Raw genomic sequence first — 17,229 nt, 5'->3', positions numbered from 1 at the left:
CAGCGTGACAATAAATAAAGTTAATCAATGACGAATTGAGAGGGAAATATATTGATAAATATTTGTATGAGGTAAACTAAGAAGGTTTTAGAAAAACGAAAAGGAATTTTTATACTTGTAACATAAAAATTCTAGGGGGATGTTAATATGGAAAAAACTATGATGGTAGAAACAACAAACATGATGATGTCTATGGAAAAAATGATGTGTGAAATGAAGTGTATGAAAATGATGATGAATAACATGATGCAAATGGATGTAGAAATGGATAAGGCAATGATGGTGAAAATGAATGAATGTGATGAAATGATGAAGACTACTATGTCTATGATGAAAGCGATGAAAGAGAAATGTTGTTGAAGTAGCAAACTATAGCGTAAAATGATGATGATCTTGTAAATTTAAATTAGTAAAGAGCCTGTTTTAGTTGGTAAATTAAAATAGGCTCTTTTAACTATTGTTCAAAAATAAATTGAGTTGACAAAAAAGAACTAAAAGATTATTTTAGTTCTTTTTTCTGTATTAACACTGTTCAAATCATTTGTTTAAAAGCTATAGATGATGGTTAGGCAGTGAGAAAAGACAAGTAAGAGCCTATCTTTCTTCGTTAAATGTGTGCTGAAGTAAATAATGATTCCATTTTTATTTTACTCTTCTCTCGAATTTCAGCATCCGCATGTCGCATTACAAATTTATGCGCTACAGCGATTGCTAAAACATCATCTAATAAGCCAATCCCAATAATAGCAGCTATATCTGGAATGAAGTCGATTGCTAATACGTAATAAGATAAAGCGGCTAATATTATGAATTTAGCTTTAGTAGGTAACCCTTTTTTTCTCATTGTGTAGTATAAAATAATACTTTCATATACGCTTGATTTCCCGAGGTTTGCTGAGCTTTTTTTGAATTTTTTCCAAAGTGTCTGTTTCTCCATATAAACACTCCTTTTCCAAAAAATAGATTTTTTAAAAGGATGGACAAAGAAGCGAAAGAATAATCAATTTTATTGTTTTTTCTTATTGTATATTTCGATATTTATAAGCGAATACCTGTTCAAAATAAAACAATGCTTGTTAAGCGGATACGATTATGGAGATGGATGAAGAGAAAATCTATTTTGGAAAGCAAATAAGTTTCCGATAGAGGTTTCAATGAATTATTTGCGTTCTGCAACGAAGGCAGAAAAAACTTTTGATTTCTTAATATCAGCTATCTTGACAATAATTATTAGATTGTTTATAGCGTATATGAATCCGAATACAACAATAATATTGAAAGGAATTAAGGATATAAATAAATAATCAATCACTTACATTCATTCCAATTTTAGCTGGTTTTAATATAGCTAATTACCTCGTTCCTTATGATTCTAGTACTTGCTGGTTCATTTGCTACAAGTATTTTTGCTAATAGAACGTTTTTTATCCCTAATTTACCAAAACAATCATATCGTTTTGGCGTAGGTGTTTATGAGGGCGTAGTAGCTCATAGTACAGCGACTTCTGAAATATTCAAAAGTATGAATCTCGTACATGAAGAAACGCATTTGTTCAATATGCTGTTGATTGAGATGAAACAATCCAAATCGCTAATATAAAATACATTGCATATGGCGGTGGACCTGCTGCTAATAAACGATTTGTACATGTAGAGTTATGTGAAACAGCAGACCATACAAAGCTCGAGCGTTCATATGAAAAATACGTAAAACTTTTAGCGGAAATCTTAAAAGATAACAAGTTATCTTTAGGAAAAGGATTGTGGATTCACTACGATGTGATTAAATATCTTGGCAGTACAGATCATGAAGATCAACTTGATTATTTAAAATCTCATGGGGGATCAGGAGCTCAATCCCGTGCTGATGTACAACGGGCATACAATAATTCTAGTGTGGATGTTTCTGTACCTGAAAGCCACCTAAACCAACAGAAGTACCAACAGCTGTAACCGATGGTATAGCTTATATTGAAGGCTACAACGTTAATTTACGTAAAGGACCAGACACAAGCTATTCTAAGATTCGTCAACTAAATAAATCAGAAGCTTATGTTGAATGGGGCGAAAAGCCTGGTTGGTTAAACCTTGGTGGAGAGCAATGGATTAAGAACAATCCATCCTATGTGAAGTTTAGTAAGAAAAGTACAGTAGATTCTTCTATTGTAGGAAAGCGTGTTGTTTCTAAAGTTAACATTCTACGTTTCTATGATGCTCGATCTTGGCAGGATAAAGACGTGGATGGTTTTGTAGATGTAGGTGAGGTGTTTACAATTTTCAGGAAGTTAAATATGGAAGGTTCAGTACAATTTAAGGCGCACAATAGTATAGGGAAAACATATTATATTACGATCAATGAAGTTTATGTATTTGTAACTGTATTACTACAGTATAGTACACTCATAGGAGGTAGTTATGTGTTTGATAAAAATGAAATACAAAAGATAAATGGGATACTTCAAGCTAATGCATTAAATCCAAATTTAATTGGCCCTACACTTCCCCCAATCCCACCATTTACTTTACCCACAGGTCCAACAGGAGGGACAGGCCCAACGGGAGTAACGGGTCCAACAGGAGTAACGGGTCCAACAGGAGTAACGGGTCCAACAGGAGTAACGGGTCCAACGGGAGTAACGGGTCCAACAGGAGAGACAGGCCCAACAGGAGGAACTGAAGGTTGTCTTTGTGATTGCTGTGTTTTACCTATGCAAAGCGTTTTACAACAACTTATTGGAGAAACTGTTATTCTTGGCACTATTGCAGACACACCCAACACGCCCCCGCTTTTCTTTCTATTTACTATCACTTCTGTGAATGATTTTTTAGTTACAGTTACAGATGGCACCACAACCTTTGTGGTCAATATATCTGATGTAACAGGGGTAGGTTTTTTACCACCAGGACCACCTATTACATTACTTCCACCTACCGATGTAGGATGCGAGTGTGAATGTCGTGAACGACCAATTAGACAATTACTGGATGCGTTTATCGGATCTACAGTAAGTCTTTTAGCAAGTAATGGTTCTATTGCAGCAGATTTTAGCGTGGAACAAACAGGACTTGGGATAGTACTAGGGACATTACCTATAAATCCAACTACAACCGTTAGGTTTGCAATTTCAACTTGTAAAATTACAGCTGTGAATATAACCCCTATTACGATGTAGTCTATTTCTTTCAGAAGTATCTGTTGCTACTCGATAAGAAAAGCACAGTTTATTTGTCCACCTTGAAAACGTATTGTTTTCAAAGTGGACAATCTACGTTTCTAGGATGCTCCACCTTGGAAATATAAAGATGGAGCTGGTTCTGTAGATGCAGGGATTTATGATTGATGCAAAAGTGAGTGTCAATGGTTCGCCACAGTACAAAGCACACAGCAGTAAAGGGAAAACATACTATGTTATTGCAAATGAAGCCTATTTATTCATCTAATGCACTATACCTTCATGAGTAATTAACCATGCCCCCTTACTCTTTCTATATCCTTCATTTGTAAATTTATTACTACTATATTATTGGCGTACAATACTAAATGTATCTAAATGGTTTTCTAAACGCACAAAATCCCCAAATTGATATGGTAAGGCTATAAAAATTATAATGAAAAATAATAAATATCTCTAATGCACTATTAGGATTTTTCCATTTTATATTGCAAACCATCTTTCTGAAAGATAAGCTCATATGCTAAATCAAAATGAAGGTTATATAATGCTTTCGTATTACATATTAAATTGTAGAACTTAGTTCCTTGATGTACATATTGGTGTAATTTATTTTGAATTGGTGAAACAATGATTTTTAAAATTACGTTAATATCTTCATTAAAGAAGTTATAGGAGGGAATAACTTGGGCTCATTATTTGATGTAATAGCAGATGTTATTTTATCCTCGAAATGACATGAAATTAAAACATTATATCGCAAAATTAAGTGAATTAGAGTGGTTTCGAAATCTACATGAAGATCCGAAGTATACAAGTTTAATTTGGAGTAATAGAAAAATTAAAAAGTATATTTTGACTTCTGCAAATATGGAAGCATTAATAAAATCCGAGAAAAAACAAAAAGAATTTGTTCATCTAGTACAGGATGAATATAAAAAAAGAAGATAAGAATTTTTTTATTTTTCATATTTGGCGAAACAAATGGTACAATGAAAGCTAATGTGAAAAATAAGGAAAAGAAGTGGTCTATTTGAAAAACTTTTTAGAATTAGGAATTAGTGAAACTTTTAATCATACATTACGTGAAAATGGAATTACAGAAGCAACACCGATTCAGGAGAAGGCAATTCCTGTTATTATGTCAGGTAAAGATATTATTGGGCAGGCGAAAACAGGAACGGGTAAAACGTTAGCATTCGTGTTACCGATTTTAGAAAAAATCGATCCAGAGTCTAGTGATGTTCAGGCTTTAATTGTTGCACCAACAAGGGAACTAGCACTGCAAATTACAACTGAAATTAAAAAAATGCTTGTTCAAAGAGAAGATATTAATGTACTAGCGATATATGGCGGACAAGATGTAGCACAACAATTGAGAAAATTAAAAGGTAATACACATATTGTTGTAGCGACACCAGGACGATTATTAGATCATATACGACGTGAAACAATTGATTTAAGTAATCTTTCAACGATTGTACTAGATGAAGCAGATCAAATGCTTTATTTCGGATTCTTATATGATATTGAAGATATTTTAGATGAGACACCTGATAGTAAACAAACGATGTTATTCTCAGCAACGATGCCAAAAGATATTAAAAAATTGGCGAAACGTTATATGGAAGAGCCGCAAATGATTCAAGTACAAAGTGAAGAAGTAACGGTAGATACAATTGAGCAGCGTGTCATTGAGACGACAGATCGTGCAAAGCCAGATGCACTTCGTTTTGTTATGGATCGTGATCAGCCATTTTTAGCAGTTATTTTCTGTCGTACAAAGGTTAGAGCAAGTAAGCTTTATGATGATTTAAAGGGACTTGGTTATAATTGTGCTGAACTTCATGGTGATATACCTCAAGCGAAACGTGAAAGAGTTATGAAGAGTTTCCGCGAAGCTAAAATTCAGTACTTAATCGCAACGGATGTAGCAGCTCGTGGACTTGATGTAGATGGTGTAACGCACGTATTTAACTTTGATATCCCTGAAGATGTAGAAAGTTATATTCACCGCATTGGCCGAACAGGACGTGCAGGTGGATCAGGTCTTGCAATTACGTTCGTTGCAGCGAAAGATGAAAAACATTTAGAAGAAATTGAAAAAACGCTTGGTGCACCAATACAAAGACAAATAATCGAACAACCGATGATAAAAAATGTAGATGAAAATGGAAAACCGGTACAAAAGCCGGCTCCAAAGAAATCAGGTCAATATCGTCAAAGAGATAGCCGTGAAGGTTCAAGAAGTGGTTCAAAAGGTGGTCCAAGAAACGATTCAAGAAATAGTTCTAGAAATGATAACAATCGATCATTTAATAAGCCAAGTAATAAGAAAAGTAGTACAAAACAAGGTCAGCAAAGACGTGGCCGTTAAATAGTTATTATTCAAAAAGAGTCGCAAAGTGTTGCGGCTCTTTTTTGTTTTTATACAACGAAGTCGATATAAGTACAAGGGTGATTACATAGAAACAACCTTTAAAATTTCATTCACCGTATTAAAAATAAATTTTAAAATTCATAAAGGAAATATAAAGTAGGTTGTTGTATATGTACGATAACAGGAAACTTTTCACATACTAAACATATACTTTAAATAAACCGACAGTCGGTCCATAGGAAGGAGTACATGAATGAGGATCGTAAAAGAATATGGGGAACGTAGAAATGAAATTTTAGAAACTGCTGAACGTTTGTTTGTTACAAAAGGGTATACGAAAACTACAGTAAATGACATTTTAAAAGAGATTGGTATAGCAAAGGGGACGTTTTATCATTATTTTAAGTCGAAAGAAGAAGTAATGGATGAAATTATTATGAGGATTATTAAAGCGGATGTTGCTAAAGCGAAAGCAATTGTCTCTAACCCTAATATCCCAGTTTTGGATAAGTTATTTCGAGTTTTAATGGAACAATCACCAAAATCAGGAGATGTAAAAGATAAAATGATTGAACAATTTCATCAGCCAAATAATGCGGAAATGCATCAAAAAAGTATAGTACAATCAATTATTCATTTATCTCCTGTTTTAGCAGAGATTTTAGAACAAGGAATCGCTGAAGGCATATTTTCTACTCCATACCCACAAGAAACGATTGAATTATTACTCTCTTCAGCACAAGTCATATTTGATGAGGGTTTATTCCAGTGGAAGCCGGAAGAAATGATGAGGAGGGCTAAAGCTTATATCAAAATGATGGAAGCATCTGTTGGAGCGAAAGAGGGAGCCTTTGATTACATGGTGGAGGTTTTAATCAAACAGAAATAGTAATTTTCTGTTTGGATATTATCGACCGACAGTCGGTCTGAATCGAATGAAAGGTGTGATAAGGATGTCAGCTAGTATAAGGTCTTCGATGAAAGATTTTCACTTAATGGTGAGTGGACAAATTATTACTATTTTAGGTTCAACACTTTTACGTTTTGCCCTGTCATTATATGTGCTAGATATAACAGGGCGTGCTGATATATTCGCAGGATTATATGCGGTAACGAGTATTCCGTTTTTACTAGCTCCTCTCGGCGGAGCGATAGCAGATCGTTTCAATCGCCGTGATTTAATGGTTATTTTTGACTTCATCAACGCTGCGATTGTATTAAGCTTTATAGTTTTGTTATTTACTGGACCTGTATCTATTATATTGATTGGAACAATTATGTTTTTACTAGCAGTCGTTAGTGCAATGTATTCACCTGTTGTAATGGCGAGTATTCCGCAATTAGTTCCAGAGAATAAGTTAGAGCAAGCGAACGGTATCGTAAATGGTGTGCAATCATTGTCAAATATAGTTGCTCCTGTATTTGGAGGAATATTGTACGGCATAATTGGTTTGAAAATGCTTGTAATAATAAGTTGTCTTGCTTTCTTTTTATCTGCGATTTTAGAAATGTTTATTAAAATACCTTTTATAAAAAGAGCACGAGAAAGCCATATAATACCGACAATTGTAAAGGATATGAAAGAAGGATTTATATATGTTTTAAAACAACCATTTATTTTGAAATCTATGCTTTTAGCTGCATTACTAAATTTAATACTTACACCGCTATTTGTTGTTGGCGCTCCAATTATTATACGAGTAACAATGGAAAGTAGCGACACGTTATATGGAATTGGAATGGGATTGATCGATTTTGCTACTATTTTAGGTGCATTATCGATAGGTTTTTTTGCGAAAAAGCTACAGATGAAAACATTGTATTACTGGATGCTTTTAATAGCTTTATTAGTACTACCAATGGCACTATCAGTTACGCCAGTTATTCTTAATTTAGGATACTATCCACCATTTATCCTCTTTATACTTTCTTCTATTCTAATTGCAATGATCGTGACAATTGTATCCATCTATGTGATTACTGTAGTCCAAAAGAAAACACCAAATGAAAACCTAGGAAAAGTAATGGCAATTATAACAGCGGTATCTCAATGTATGGCACCAATTGGGCAAGTCATTTATGGTTTTATGTTTGAAGGATTCAGTATGAAAATTTATTTACCTATATTAGTTATTAGTTTCATAATGATAATAATAGCGATGGTGACGAAGAAAATATTATGGAATGAAGGGAACTAGCTCCATATGATTAGGAGAATGTTAAAAAGAGATTTCTCTCAAAATAAAATGATAATTACCATTCTATTTATGTTTATCATGTTATCAAGTCTTTTAATCGCAAGTGCTTCAAGTAACGTTATAAATCTATTGAACTCAACGGATCAATTGTTTAAAGTATCAAACGCACCGCACTTCGTACAAATGCATGCCGGAGAAATAAACCAAAAGTCAATTGATTCATTTGTAGCGCAAACTCCTTTTGTAAAAAAACAACAAACAGCAGAGATGGTTCAAATAGGCGGATCTAACATTTTTATAAAGAAGAAAAATCAAGCGGAACATAATAGTGTAATGGACATTAGCTTCGTTAAGCAAAATACTATTTTTGACTTTTTATTAGATTTAAATAATGAATTGATCGATGTTAGGAAAGGGGAAATAGGTGTACCAATTTATTATATGCAAAAATATAATTTGCGTATTGGAGATAAAATTTGGGTTGTTAAAAATAATAATGAGCTAGAATTTACTATTTCGGCATTTGTTCGTGATGTTCAAATGAACCCATCACTTGTTAGTTCAAAACGATTTGTAATAAGCGATGAAGACTTCGAAAGAATAAAGGGGAATTTTGGAGAAAGTGAATATCTTATTGAATTCCAGCTAACAGATTTAACTAAAATAAATGAATTTGAAACTTTATACCAGTCATCAAACTTACCTCAAAAAGGTCCCTCTATTACGTATTCACTCTTTAAAACACTCAATTCATTAACAGATGGAATAATAGCTGCAGTACTTATCATAATAAGTGCATTATTAATGCTAATCGCGATTTTATGTATTAGATTTACGATTATGACTTCAATGGAAGAAGATTATCGGGAAATTGGTGTTATGAAAGCTATCGGCATTCAAAGTAAAGATATTCAAAAACTATATGTAACAAAATATGTTGTTATTTCCGCTATCGGATGTATATGTGGATATATCCTTTCGTTATTTGTTACAAAAATATTTACCTCTAACATCGCACTTTATATGGGGACAGCTAATAAAAGTATTTTTTATTATGTTGTGCCATTGATAGTCACAACATTGTTATTTCTAGCCGTTATCCTTTTTTGCCGCATCATTTTGCGGAATTTTAGAAGAATTACAGCAATAGACGCTTTACGATCAAGAGATAAACTAGGAAAAAGAAAGATTAGAAGATTTTTTTCTCTCTATCAAACTAAAATTACAAATGTAAATATATTTATTGGTATACAAGATGTAGTGAAACGATTTAAGTTATATCGAGTATTAAGTATCGTTTTAATTATTGCAGTGTTCATGATTGTTGTACCAGTTAACTTTTTGTACACGATTCAGTCACCGCAATTTGTTAATTATATGGGAACAGGAAAGAGTGATATACGAATAGATTTACAGCAATCTGAAAATATAGAAAAACGGTTTAATGACGTTATATCGTATGTCGGAAACGATGAAGAGGTAGAAAAATATGCAGCATTTGTAACGAGTACATTTAAAATGGTGAAAGCTGATGGTACACATGAAAACTTAAATGTAGAAGTGGGAGATTTCGCCCAATTTCCAATAGAATATGTTCAAGGTATGGCACCAAAAAATGAAAATGAGATCGCTCTCTCTTATATGAACGCAAATGAATTAAAAAAGAATATAGGGGATGAAATCGTTTTATTTGTAGAAGGAAAAGAGAAAATGCTAACTATTAGTGGTATATATCAAGATGTAACGAATGGAGGAAAAACAGCTAAAGCGAGTTTTTCTTATAATAAAGAAAATATATTATGGTACGTAGTAAATGTAGATATGAAACCCAAAGTGAATCTACAAGAAAAAGTGAAGGAGTATAAACAAAATTTTAATTCTGCAAAAATAACAGATACGGATAATTATTTATCTCAAACTTTAGGAGAGACAATTAAACAATTAAGACTCGTGACACAAGTGGCAATTTTGATTGCTATATTGATATCGGTTTTAATAACTGCGATGTTTTTTAAAATGTTATTGGTAAAAGATTCTTCGCAAATATTAATTATGAAAAGTATCGGCTTTTCATACAAAGATATTCGTATACAATATGTTACTCGTTCTATTTCTATAGTATTAGTAGGTATTTTAACAGGGACATTTATAGCTGCTACGTTTGGAGAAACACTAATAAGCTGGTTAGGTTCATTTATGGGAGCAGCTCACATAAAGTTTGTTGTTAATCCGATCATTTCTTATGTAATATGTCCAGCTATTTTATTTATATCTGTGACCGTAGCAACAATTTTCAGTAGTTTTACAGTGAAACAAACAAATGATTTAAAGCTAAATGGGGAGTAGGAGATGTGTAATTTGAAAAAAAATTTAGAAGTAAAACAATTAAATAAAGAATACGCAATGGATGGAAATAAAACTTACCATATGTTAAAAAATATAAATTTAGAGATTTATGAGGGAGAGTTTATATCGGTCATGGGACCTTCTGGTTCAGGGAAATCGACGTTACTATATAATATTAGCGGAATGGATCAAATGTCATCAGGAAGTGTGAAAGTTGATAGTAAAGAAATAACATGTATGAAAGAAGAGGTGTTAGCAAAATTACGACTCAGCGAAATGGGATTTATTTTTCAACAGAGCAATCTTCTTAGAAATTTGAATCTTTTTGATAATATAGTTTTACCTGCGTATTTAGCAAAATTTGAGAGCAGGAAAATAATAAATAAACGTGCACTTGAATTGATGAAAAAAATGGGGATTAGTCAAATTGCAACTAATAATATAACTGAAGCATCAGGAGGAGAATTACAAAGGGTATCTATTTGTAGAGCACTCATAAATAAACCTAATATTATTTTTGCTGACGAACCAACGGGTGCTTTGAATTTAAAAGCGACAGAAGAAGTAATGGATATTTTAGCAAATATAAACCGCATGGGAACTACAATTTTGCTAGTTACTCATGACGTAAAGGTAGCAGCTAAAACAGAAAGAGTTCTTTTTATGGTGGACGGAGAAATTGTTAGCGAAATACAGATGGGTAAGTATAGAAACGATGATTTGAAGGTGCGAGAAGAGCAGTTGTTAAAATGGTTAACTGTACTTGGATTTTAAAGAGATAATATTTTTGACTCCTATTGAATATAGGAGTTTTTTCTTTGTTTGAAAGTTTAAAAAGAGATATAATAATTTTCTGACTATTGATTATGGAGGGGTATAAATGAAAAGTGAAACGTTACACACTCAAGAAGATATATTAAAAATGCTTGATTTATTATTAAGACCCGCAGTACCATTTTGGAATGAATTTTACACGAATAGAGAAAAGGATGTTCCTTTTTTTGCAAATGTTCCAGATGAGAATTTAGTTTCATATATACAAACAGAATGGATTTCAAAAGAGAAAGTGTTAGAGCTTGGATGTGGTCCAGGAAGAAATGCAATTTATTTAGCGAAACAAGGGTTTGATGTAACAGCCGTAGATTTGTCTATAGAAGGAATTAATTGGGCCAAAGAGAGGGCGTTAGAAAATGGAATAGAAATACAATTTGTTTGTGAATCGATTTTTAATTTGGATTTTCAAGATGAATATGATTTTGTATATGATTCCGGTTGCTTGCATCACATTCCACCACATAGAAGAATGAATTATGTTGATCTAGTTAAAAACTCATTAAAATCGGGTGGTTATTTCGGATTAACATGTTTTGCAGCAGGTGATTTGAATGAGCGAAATGGATCGGAAATAACGGACTGGGATGTGTATAGAGGATGGAGTTTGCAAGGTGGTCTTGCATATTCAGAAGAAAAGTTAAGAGAGATATTTAAAGAATTTGAAGTAATTGAAATTAGAAAAATGCAGCAAATTGAACAACCAAATAATATGTTTGGAGAATCATTTCTTTGGACAGCATTATTTAAGAAGAAATAAAACATAGATAATTGACAAACTCATCGTTTTTATAGACAATACACTTATGAGAATATACGTTCGGTTTTATTGTCCGATGTATGTTTTGCATAAATACATAACAAGGGGATGTCTCTAAATGGGTAACACAAATCAAAAAATCACTACGTTTTTAATGTTTGAGGGCAAAGCTGAGGAAGCGATGAATTTTTACACATCGCTATTTAATCAATCAGAAATTGTAAGTATCTCTCGTTATGATGAGAATGGACCAGGTAAAGAGGGAACTGTAATTCATGCAACTTTTACGCTAAATGGACAAGAGTTCATGTGTATTGATAGTTATGTAAAGCATGATTTTACATTCACTCCAGCTATGTCTCTTTATGTAACTTGTGATACGGAAGAGGAAATCGAAACAGTTTTTAATAAACTAGCACAAGATGGAAAAGTTCTTATGCCTTTAGGTTCATATCCGTTTAGTAAAAAGTTTGGCTGGTTAAATGATAAGTATGGTGTGTCTTGGCAGTTAACTCTTGCTGGAGATGAATAATTAAAATAATATGGTGATATTAATGTTATAAAAAATAAAAGGGATGATACAAGATAAATATGTATCATCCCTTTTATTTTTTGTTTTACAACCGTCATCGGTTGTATTTATAACGACTTTAGGGGTGCTTTTTAAGTTTTTTATATAATATAAAACTGCTAATTTAATTTTTCAGCTTATCTAGTAATTGAATTCATTAACTGGAAGAAGTATTCAGGCTTATAAGTCTTATTTAGGTTATACCATGAATGTAACGTATCTGGTGCAAATACATCAATTTTTTTCAATACTTCCATTGCAAATTCCAGAGGAGCTACTCCTGATGCAGTAATCAAATTTTCATCACATACTGCAGGTTCCATCTTATAAAGTTGTTCTCCTTTATAATTAGGACAAACCATTTTAATATATTCTAAATCATTGCTTGTATGTTTTCTAGAATCTAGGTATCCAAAATTCGCTAACCCCTCAGTTGCACCACAAATGGCAGCAACAATAGTGCCGAGTTTTAACGCTTCACCAATTTTTTTTAAGATAGGGTGATGAATGCTTTCCCCCCAAGTAGTCCCTCCAGGTAAAACTAAAAGATCGTTACTCTCAAGAGTACATTCATCCAGGGAAATATCTGGCTTTATGCTCAGTCCTCCCATCGTAGTAATAATTTCATTATTAGCTCCTACTGTAACTACCTTTAAAGGGGCTAACTCTTTTTTGAAATATCTTCCTGAGTTTAGTTCTGCAATTAAATGTCCATATTCCCAGTCTGACATCGTATTAAATACATAAAGATAAACTTTTTTTGTTTGCATACAATAACACTCCAATCACAATTGAGTTTTTAAAAAAATATTAATAAATAAATTTTACAATATTTATCATTTGAATTTAACCTATTTCCTTAAGAATTCTTTAAAAAATAATTTGGATACTTTATTTGAAGGTATGATTTACGAATTAAACAACCTTCAAAAAATATAATAGTTGAAATTTGTTGGTTTTAGAATGAAGAAATTAGGCTCAATATACCAACTTAATTATTCATAATTGAGTTGTGGTATAATTTACATACAGGGGGAAAGTAGATGACACAACATAAAGAAGAGCAAATGAATGAGGCATTAGCATTATTTTACTTTGCATATAAAACTTTTACAGAAAAACCAGATGAAATAATAAAAGAGTATAGTATACAGCGTGTACATCATAGAATTCTGTTTTTTATCGCTCGTTTTCCAGGGCTTAGTGTAAATGAACTGCTATCACTTTTAGAAATAAGTAAACAAGCTCTTCACGGACCGTTGCGCCAACTGTTAGATAAAGGACTTATTGAGAGTAATGAAGCTGCACATGATCGTCGTGTGAAACAGCTGTCTTTAACAGAAGAAGGAACAGACTTAGAGAAAAAACTGAGCGATGTTCAAAGAGAACAAATGGGAGCTATTTTCTCACAGTTTGGCGAATCATGTGAAGAAAATTGGCATCAAGTTATGAATGAAATGGCAAATAGCCGTTCAGGATTTGATGCATGGACGTCTAAGCGTGAAATACCAGTAGAATAAAAGATAGAAACAGTATCTTGTTTTGTAGTTTGAAAAATCATAAATTTTTATCTGTATATTTGGCAACTATGGATAAAAAATTCACATTGCCAAAAACTTTATATGTGTACGTATTGAAATTTTAAAATTCATATTTCCGAGAGGGGAATTATAATGATAAAACTTGTACTCATTCGTCACGGACAAAGTTTGTGGAATCTTGAAAATCGATTTACAGGATGGACAGATGTGGATTTATCAAAGAATGGATTAAGTGAAGCGAGAGAAGCAGGAACAATATTAAAAAAGAATGGATATACATTTGATGTTGCGTATACCTCGGTACTAAAACGAGCAATTCGTACATTATGGATTGTACTGCATGAAATGGATCTCACTTGGGTCCCTATACATAACTCATGGAAGTTGAATGAACGCCATTATGGTGCACTACAAGGATTGAATAAAGACGAAACTGTAAAAAAATATGGAGATGAACAAGTTCATATTTGGAGAAGAAGTATAGATGTGAGACCGCCTGCACTTACTGAAGATGATCCTCGACATGAGGCGAACAATCCAAGATATAAAACGTTAAAAAAAGATGAATTCCCATTGACTGAATGTTTAGAGGATACGGAGAAAAGAGTAGTTGATTATTGGCATTCAGAAATTGCACCGTCATTAAAAAGTGGTGAGAAAGTAATTATTTCATCGCACGGTAATACAATTCGTTCGCTAGTGAAATACTTAGACAACCTTTCAAGTGATGGTGTGGCTTCATTAAATATTCCAACTAGCATTCCGCTTGTTTATGAGTTAGATGAAAAATTACGTCCGATTCGTCATTATTACTTAAGTATGGATGGAGAAGTACCTGAAGGGGAAATTCCGAAACATATTTCTTTTTAACATGAAAATTTGAAACGCATGCTTGTCTACATATACAATGTAGATTCATGATAAAGTGAAACTTTAATCAGTGGAGGGGGTCTTACTGCCCGTTAATGCGGGATAAAAGACGCGGCCTCCTTCTAATGTATATGCGATGTAGCTAAATTTAGAAGCTTGTCCACGTCTTTTGTCATAAAGAGAGCTGCTTGTGCATGTAATGATATCGTGAGTAGTTTTTGAATGGAGGGTGATATGATTGGTAATCTCTAACATTCGAATCGGCTTATTTATTTTAGCGATCATTTTTGTAGTTCTTGTTTTCTTTTATTGGAGAAATGAAGAGTTATACGAAGAGAAAAAGCAGCGAATTCGAAAAACTTGGTATGGATTATTCATAACATCAGTCACAGTTTATTTCATGATAAAAGGAATCGATTTAACCCTCTGGAAAAACTTATTAATGTTTACTGCGATGGTCATTTTCGTTGATATTGCATTTATTTTAACACCTAACATTTCTGAAATATGGGGAGCGAAATTTAGCGATATCGGTAAAACTGTTCAATCCATAAAGCGGTCATTAATCGCCTCAAAAGCAAGAGGAGAAATATATACGAACATTATCCAAAATATTAATCCAGCAGCATTTGGGACGATGGAATGGCATACGGAAGAGGAATATACAAAAAGCTTAAACGCATTTTTAGATTCATATGGGGAAAAAATTGGAGCGAAAATTGTTGTATTTGAAGCGGTGAAGGAATTAAATACAAACTTTCGTGGTATCCGCTCTCAATTTAGTATTATTGTTCCATTAGAACACATCGAGCAATTGAATGAGCAGAAAGCGGTGCAAGTAGAAAATGTCGGAATTATACCAGCAAAAATAGTTAGTGATGTTTTCATTGTTATTGATGGGAAGAAAAATAACCTTCAAGATCGAGATTTTGAAAATGTATATAATTTAACAATTCATCATAGTTATTTTAGTAAATAAGGACAGAATCTTTTTCTGTCCTTTTCACCTATACATAAAGGGAGAACAAATTCAGACAAGCTTGTATAAAATTGGACAATCATTCCTACACTAGCACGTAGAGGTGATTGTAGTGATAAAAGATTATGACAATGATTTTTTTAAAGAAAATAATGAAGATACAACAGATTTCTCTTTAATAAAAGGAGATACTTTGCAGCAAGTAGAAGAGTTAGAAGAAGAATTAAAAAGAAAATGATACGTGTACACTCTGTCTGCATTTGCTATATAATATAAATAAAAGGTTGTATCTTTTTGAAAAGGGGGAGAAGAGATGGCTGAAATAAATGTACAAAATTCTTCGTTTTTTAAAGAAAAAAAAGAAGAAGCAAATACAGATTTCTCTCTTGTGAAGGGTGCATTGACTCAAGATGTGAATCGATTAGAAAAATTTATGGAGGACACCCCATATAAGTATATAAAAGAAGATAATTTAAAAGAGAATGCGTAAAAGCATTCTCTTTTAAATTATCTTTTTATGATTTGTTTATGCACTATTTCTTTTTTTGTTTAAAAATGATTTTATACATATAATACCCAAGAGCTGCAAAAATAAATCCGACAGTAGCACCAACTACTTCTTTCATAAACAATAAGTATAACGAAGCAATAATTAGGGCAAATAATATTAAAAGTAGTATATACTTTGAAATAAATTCTAATCCTTTGTACACTAGTAGAATTACACCTGAAAGAACAGTGATGATAGGTAATATCCTATTTTCAAAAAGGCTTTCCTTTTTTTTATTAGAATTCTGTTGTTTATTCAATATAAATATACTCCCGTCTTAAAGGATTAATGTTTTATTAGTTTTTCTATTTCATTTTCGAAAAGATTTTTGGTTAAATAAGTTATATCAAAGGAATCATTTATTCTATTTCGAGTTAATAGCCATTGAGTGTTTGGTGATTCAATAACAAAGAATCCATTATCAGAAATAACTTCATCCTTTTCTGTTGTATCTAGACGCATAATAGTATAGATAGACTGCGTTGTTTTTAAATCCTTTATAAAATTCTCAGCATATAAGGAATTAAAGCCATTCTCTATTAACATTGTTTTCCCTTCTTGAATAGACAGTGGGAATAATTCTTCGATATTTTGTACCAGACGGTTTGGGAGAGTTCCTACAATTTTGCTTTCTTTTTCCCCTTCTTGAAATACTATCTGCAATAAATTTTTAGATTCTAAAAATAAACTATCGTCTGAAATTGCTTCAATTTTATGTGCAATACCATCTAAGCTCTGATATGTAACGTTTGAAGTGTTATCAATATATATGTTAGCAGTAGCTTCTAATAATTCTGGAGTCACGATAATATTCAATATGGTTAACCTTCTTATATGAGAAATTATTTTAATCAAAAATATATTAGGTGATAATCCCATTAAAATCTACTTTTATATAATATCAAATATTATTATTAAATAGTAGATTAATATTGGTAATTTTATGATAATTAACAAAAATACAAAAGATAGAATGCCAGGTAGAAGTTGAAGATACAAGAGATTTCTCTTTAATAAAAGGAGATACTAT

The 17,229-nt window shown here is 32.4% G+C and carries 18 protein-coding genes and 4 pseudogenes; 17 read left to right on the top strand and 5 right to left on the bottom strand.

Annotation, left to right across the window (positions count from 1 at the left end):
* Positions 1-147 precede the first annotated feature (147 nt).
* Positions 148-360: a hypothetical protein gene (locus CQ058_RS01110; protein WP_000416118.1), complete on the top strand. Its 213-nt coding sequence runs from the start codon at positions 148-150 to the stop codon at positions 358-360.
* A gap of 247 nt (positions 361-607) precedes the next feature.
* Here the strand turns inward: CQ058_RS01110 and CQ058_RS01105 are convergent, their stop codons facing one another.
* Positions 608-937: a YkvA family protein gene (locus CQ058_RS01105; protein ID WP_002141768.1), complete on the bottom strand. Its 330-nt coding sequence runs from the start codon at positions 935-937 to the stop codon at positions 608-610.
* Positions 938-1,366: 429 nt separating this feature from the next.
* Between CQ058_RS01105 and CQ058_RS01095 the strand changes: the two are divergent.
* The 3 genes and pseudogenes from CQ058_RS01095 to CQ058_RS32180 form a co-directional block, all read left to right on the top strand.
* Positions 1,367-2,375: pseudogene (locus CQ058_RS01095) on the top strand (N-acetylmuramoyl-L-alanine amidase); the annotation flags it as partial.
* A gap of 42 nt (positions 2,376-2,417) precedes the next feature.
* Positions 2,418-3,173 carry an exosporium leader peptide-containing protein gene (locus CQ058_RS32665; RefSeq protein ID WP_033728230.1) on the top strand — a complete coding sequence of 252 codons (756 nt, stop codon included), beginning with the start codon at positions 2,418-2,420 and terminating at the stop codon, positions 3,171-3,173.
* A 66-nt stretch (positions 3,174-3,239) separates the two neighbouring features.
* Positions 3,240-3,441 (top strand): annotated as a pseudogene (locus tag CQ058_RS32180) (N-acetylmuramoyl-L-alanine amidase); the annotation flags it as partial.
* A 211-nt stretch (positions 3,442-3,652) separates the two neighbouring features.
* Here the strand turns inward: CQ058_RS32180 and CQ058_RS32175 are convergent.
* Positions 3,653-3,841: pseudogene (locus CQ058_RS32175) on the bottom strand (hypothetical protein); the annotation flags it as partial.
* An 18-nt stretch (positions 3,842-3,859) separates the two neighbouring features.
* On the opposite strand from CQ058_RS32175, the pseudogene CQ058_RS01075 reads away from it, so the two are divergent.
* The 8 genes and pseudogenes from CQ058_RS01075 to CQ058_RS01040 all read left to right on the top strand — a co-directional run bounded on the left by CQ058_RS01075 (position 3,860) and on the right by CQ058_RS01040 (position 12,220).
* A pseudogene (locus tag CQ058_RS01075) lies at positions 3,860-4,124 on the top strand (hypothetical protein).
* A gap of 73 nt (positions 4,125-4,197) precedes the next feature.
* Positions 4,198-5,550, top strand: a complete 1,353-nt coding sequence (locus tag CQ058_RS01070) for a DEAD/DEAH box helicase (RefSeq protein WP_002141774.1) — start codon at positions 4,198-4,200, stop codon at positions 5,548-5,550.
* Between the two features lie 256 nt (positions 5,551-5,806).
* The gene (locus CQ058_RS01065; protein ID WP_002069302.1) at positions 5,807-6,442 is read left to right on the top strand and encodes a TetR/AcrR family transcriptional regulator; all 636 of its coding nucleotides are present in this window, start codon (positions 5,807-5,809) and stop codon (positions 6,440-6,442) included.
* A 46-nt stretch (positions 6,443-6,488) separates the two neighbouring features.
* Positions 6,489-7,751, top strand: a complete 1,263-nt coding sequence (locus CQ058_RS01060; protein ID WP_258169442.1) for an MFS transporter — start codon at positions 6,489-6,491, stop codon at positions 7,749-7,751.
* A gap of 6 nt (positions 7,752-7,757) precedes the next feature.
* Positions 7,758-10,097: an ABC transporter permease gene (locus CQ058_RS01055; RefSeq protein WP_002189610.1), complete on the top strand. Its 2,340-nt coding sequence runs from the start codon at positions 7,758-7,760 to the stop codon at positions 10,095-10,097.
* A gap of 12 nt (positions 10,098-10,109) precedes the next feature.
* Positions 10,110-10,871, top strand: coding sequence for an ABC transporter ATP-binding protein (locus CQ058_RS01050; protein WP_033728066.1), 762 nt, complete (start codon positions 10,110-10,112; stop codon positions 10,869-10,871).
* 106 nt (positions 10,872-10,977) lie between these two features.
* Entirely contained in the window at positions 10,978-11,688 is a 711-nt protein-coding gene (locus CQ058_RS01045) for a class I SAM-dependent methyltransferase (RefSeq protein WP_002189612.1), read from the top strand.
* A gap of 118 nt (positions 11,689-11,806) precedes the next feature.
* Complete coding sequence (locus CQ058_RS01040; protein ID WP_002012925.1) at positions 11,807-12,220, top strand: VOC family protein; 414 nt, start codon at positions 11,807-11,809, stop codon at positions 12,218-12,220.
* Between the two features lie 176 nt (positions 12,221-12,396).
* On the opposite strand, the gene CQ058_RS01035 is transcribed toward CQ058_RS01040, so the two are convergent.
* Positions 12,397-13,029: a type 1 glutamine amidotransferase family protein gene (locus CQ058_RS01035; protein ID WP_002017047.1), complete on the bottom strand. Its 633-nt coding sequence runs from the start codon at positions 13,027-13,029 to the stop codon at positions 12,397-12,399.
* Positions 13,030-13,302: 273 nt separating this feature from the next.
* Between CQ058_RS01035 and CQ058_RS01030 the strand changes: the two genes are divergently transcribed.
* The 5 genes from CQ058_RS01030 (at position 13,303) to spoIISB (ending at position 16,139) form a co-directional block, all read left to right on the top strand.
* Positions 13,303-13,779, top strand: coding sequence for a MarR family winged helix-turn-helix transcriptional regulator (locus CQ058_RS01030; protein ID WP_002017049.1), 477 nt, complete (start codon positions 13,303-13,305; stop codon positions 13,777-13,779).
* Positions 13,780-13,932: 153 nt separating this feature from the next.
* Positions 13,933-14,670 carry a 2,3-diphosphoglycerate-dependent phosphoglycerate mutase gene (gene gpmA / locus CQ058_RS01025; RefSeq protein ID WP_002189614.1) on the top strand — a complete coding sequence of 246 codons (738 nt, stop codon included), beginning with the start codon at positions 13,933-13,935 and terminating at the stop codon, positions 14,668-14,670.
* Positions 14,671-14,908: 238 nt separating this feature from the next.
* The gene (locus tag CQ058_RS01015; protein ID WP_002189615.1) at positions 14,909-15,649 is read left to right on the top strand and encodes a type II toxin-antitoxin system SpoIISA family toxin; all 741 of its coding nucleotides are present in this window, start codon (positions 14,909-14,911) and stop codon (positions 15,647-15,649) included.
* A gap of 112 nt (positions 15,650-15,761) precedes the next feature.
* Positions 15,762-15,887: a hypothetical protein gene (locus CQ058_RS01010; protein WP_002069312.1), complete on the top strand. Its 126-nt coding sequence runs from the start codon at positions 15,762-15,764 to the stop codon at positions 15,885-15,887.
* Positions 15,888-15,962: 75 nt separating this feature from the next.
* Positions 15,963-16,139, top strand: coding sequence for a stage II sporulation protein SB (spoIISB, locus tag CQ058_RS31415; protein ID WP_002141782.1), 177 nt, complete (start codon positions 15,963-15,965; stop codon positions 16,137-16,139).
* Positions 16,140-16,182: 43 nt separating this feature from the next.
* Here spoIISB and CQ058_RS01000 read toward each other — a convergent pair whose 3' ends face one another.
* Both CQ058_RS01000 and CQ058_RS00995 read right to left on the bottom strand, forming a co-directional pair.
* On the bottom strand, positions 16,183-16,458 hold the full coding sequence (locus tag CQ058_RS01000; protein ID WP_002141783.1) for a hypothetical protein: 276 nt from the start codon (positions 16,456-16,458) through the stop codon (positions 16,183-16,185).
* A gap of 26 nt (positions 16,459-16,484) precedes the next feature.
* Positions 16,485-17,015 (bottom strand): hypothetical protein, encoded by a 531-nt coding sequence (locus CQ058_RS00995; RefSeq protein WP_002189617.1) that lies wholly within the window; start codon positions 17,013-17,015, stop codon positions 16,485-16,487.
* Positions 17,016-17,229: the final 214 nt, after the last annotated feature.

The organism is Bacillus sp. MYb56 (genome assembly GCF_002976445.1).
Lineage (GTDB): Bacteria > Bacillota > Bacilli > Bacillales > Bacillaceae_G > Bacillus_A > Bacillus_A mycoides.
This window is presented reverse-complemented; position numbering and strand designations above follow the sequence as displayed.

Coding starts and splice junctions, on each gene's coding strand:
- gpmA (WP_002189614.1), top strand. CDS start 13,933: ATGATAAAACTTGTACTCATTCGTCACGGACAAAGTTTGTGGAATCTT.
- CQ058_RS01065 (WP_002069302.1), top strand. CDS start 5,807: ATGAGGATCGTAAAAGAATATGGGGAACGTAGAAATGAAATTTTAGAA.
- CQ058_RS01110 (WP_000416118.1), top strand. CDS start 148: ATGGAAAAAACTATGATGGTAGAAACAACAAACATGATGATGTCTATG.
- CQ058_RS01045 (WP_002189612.1), top strand. CDS start 10,978: ATGAAAAGTGAAACGTTACACACTCAAGAAGATATATTAAAAATGCTT.
- spoIISB (WP_002141782.1), top strand. CDS start 15,963: ATGGCTGAAATAAATGTACAAAATTCTTCGTTTTTTAAAGAAAAAAAA.
- CQ058_RS01035 (WP_002017047.1), bottom strand. CDS start 13,029: ATGCAAACAAAAAAAGTTTATCTTTATGTATTTAATACGATGTCAGAC.
- CQ058_RS01105 (WP_002141768.1), bottom strand. CDS start 937: ATGGAGAAACAGACACTTTGGAAAAAATTCAAAAAAAGCTCAGCAAAC.
- CQ058_RS01055 (WP_002189610.1), top strand. CDS start 7,758: ATGATTAGGAGAATGTTAAAAAGAGATTTCTCTCAAAATAAAATGATA.
- CQ058_RS01040 (WP_002012925.1), top strand. CDS start 11,807: ATGGGTAACACAAATCAAAAAATCACTACGTTTTTAATGTTTGAGGGC.
- CQ058_RS01030 (WP_002017049.1), top strand. CDS start 13,303: ATGACACAACATAAAGAAGAGCAAATGAATGAGGCATTAGCATTATTT.
- CQ058_RS01060 (WP_258169442.1), top strand. CDS start 6,489: ATGAAAGGTGTGATAAGGATGTCAGCTAGTATAAGGTCTTCGATGAAA.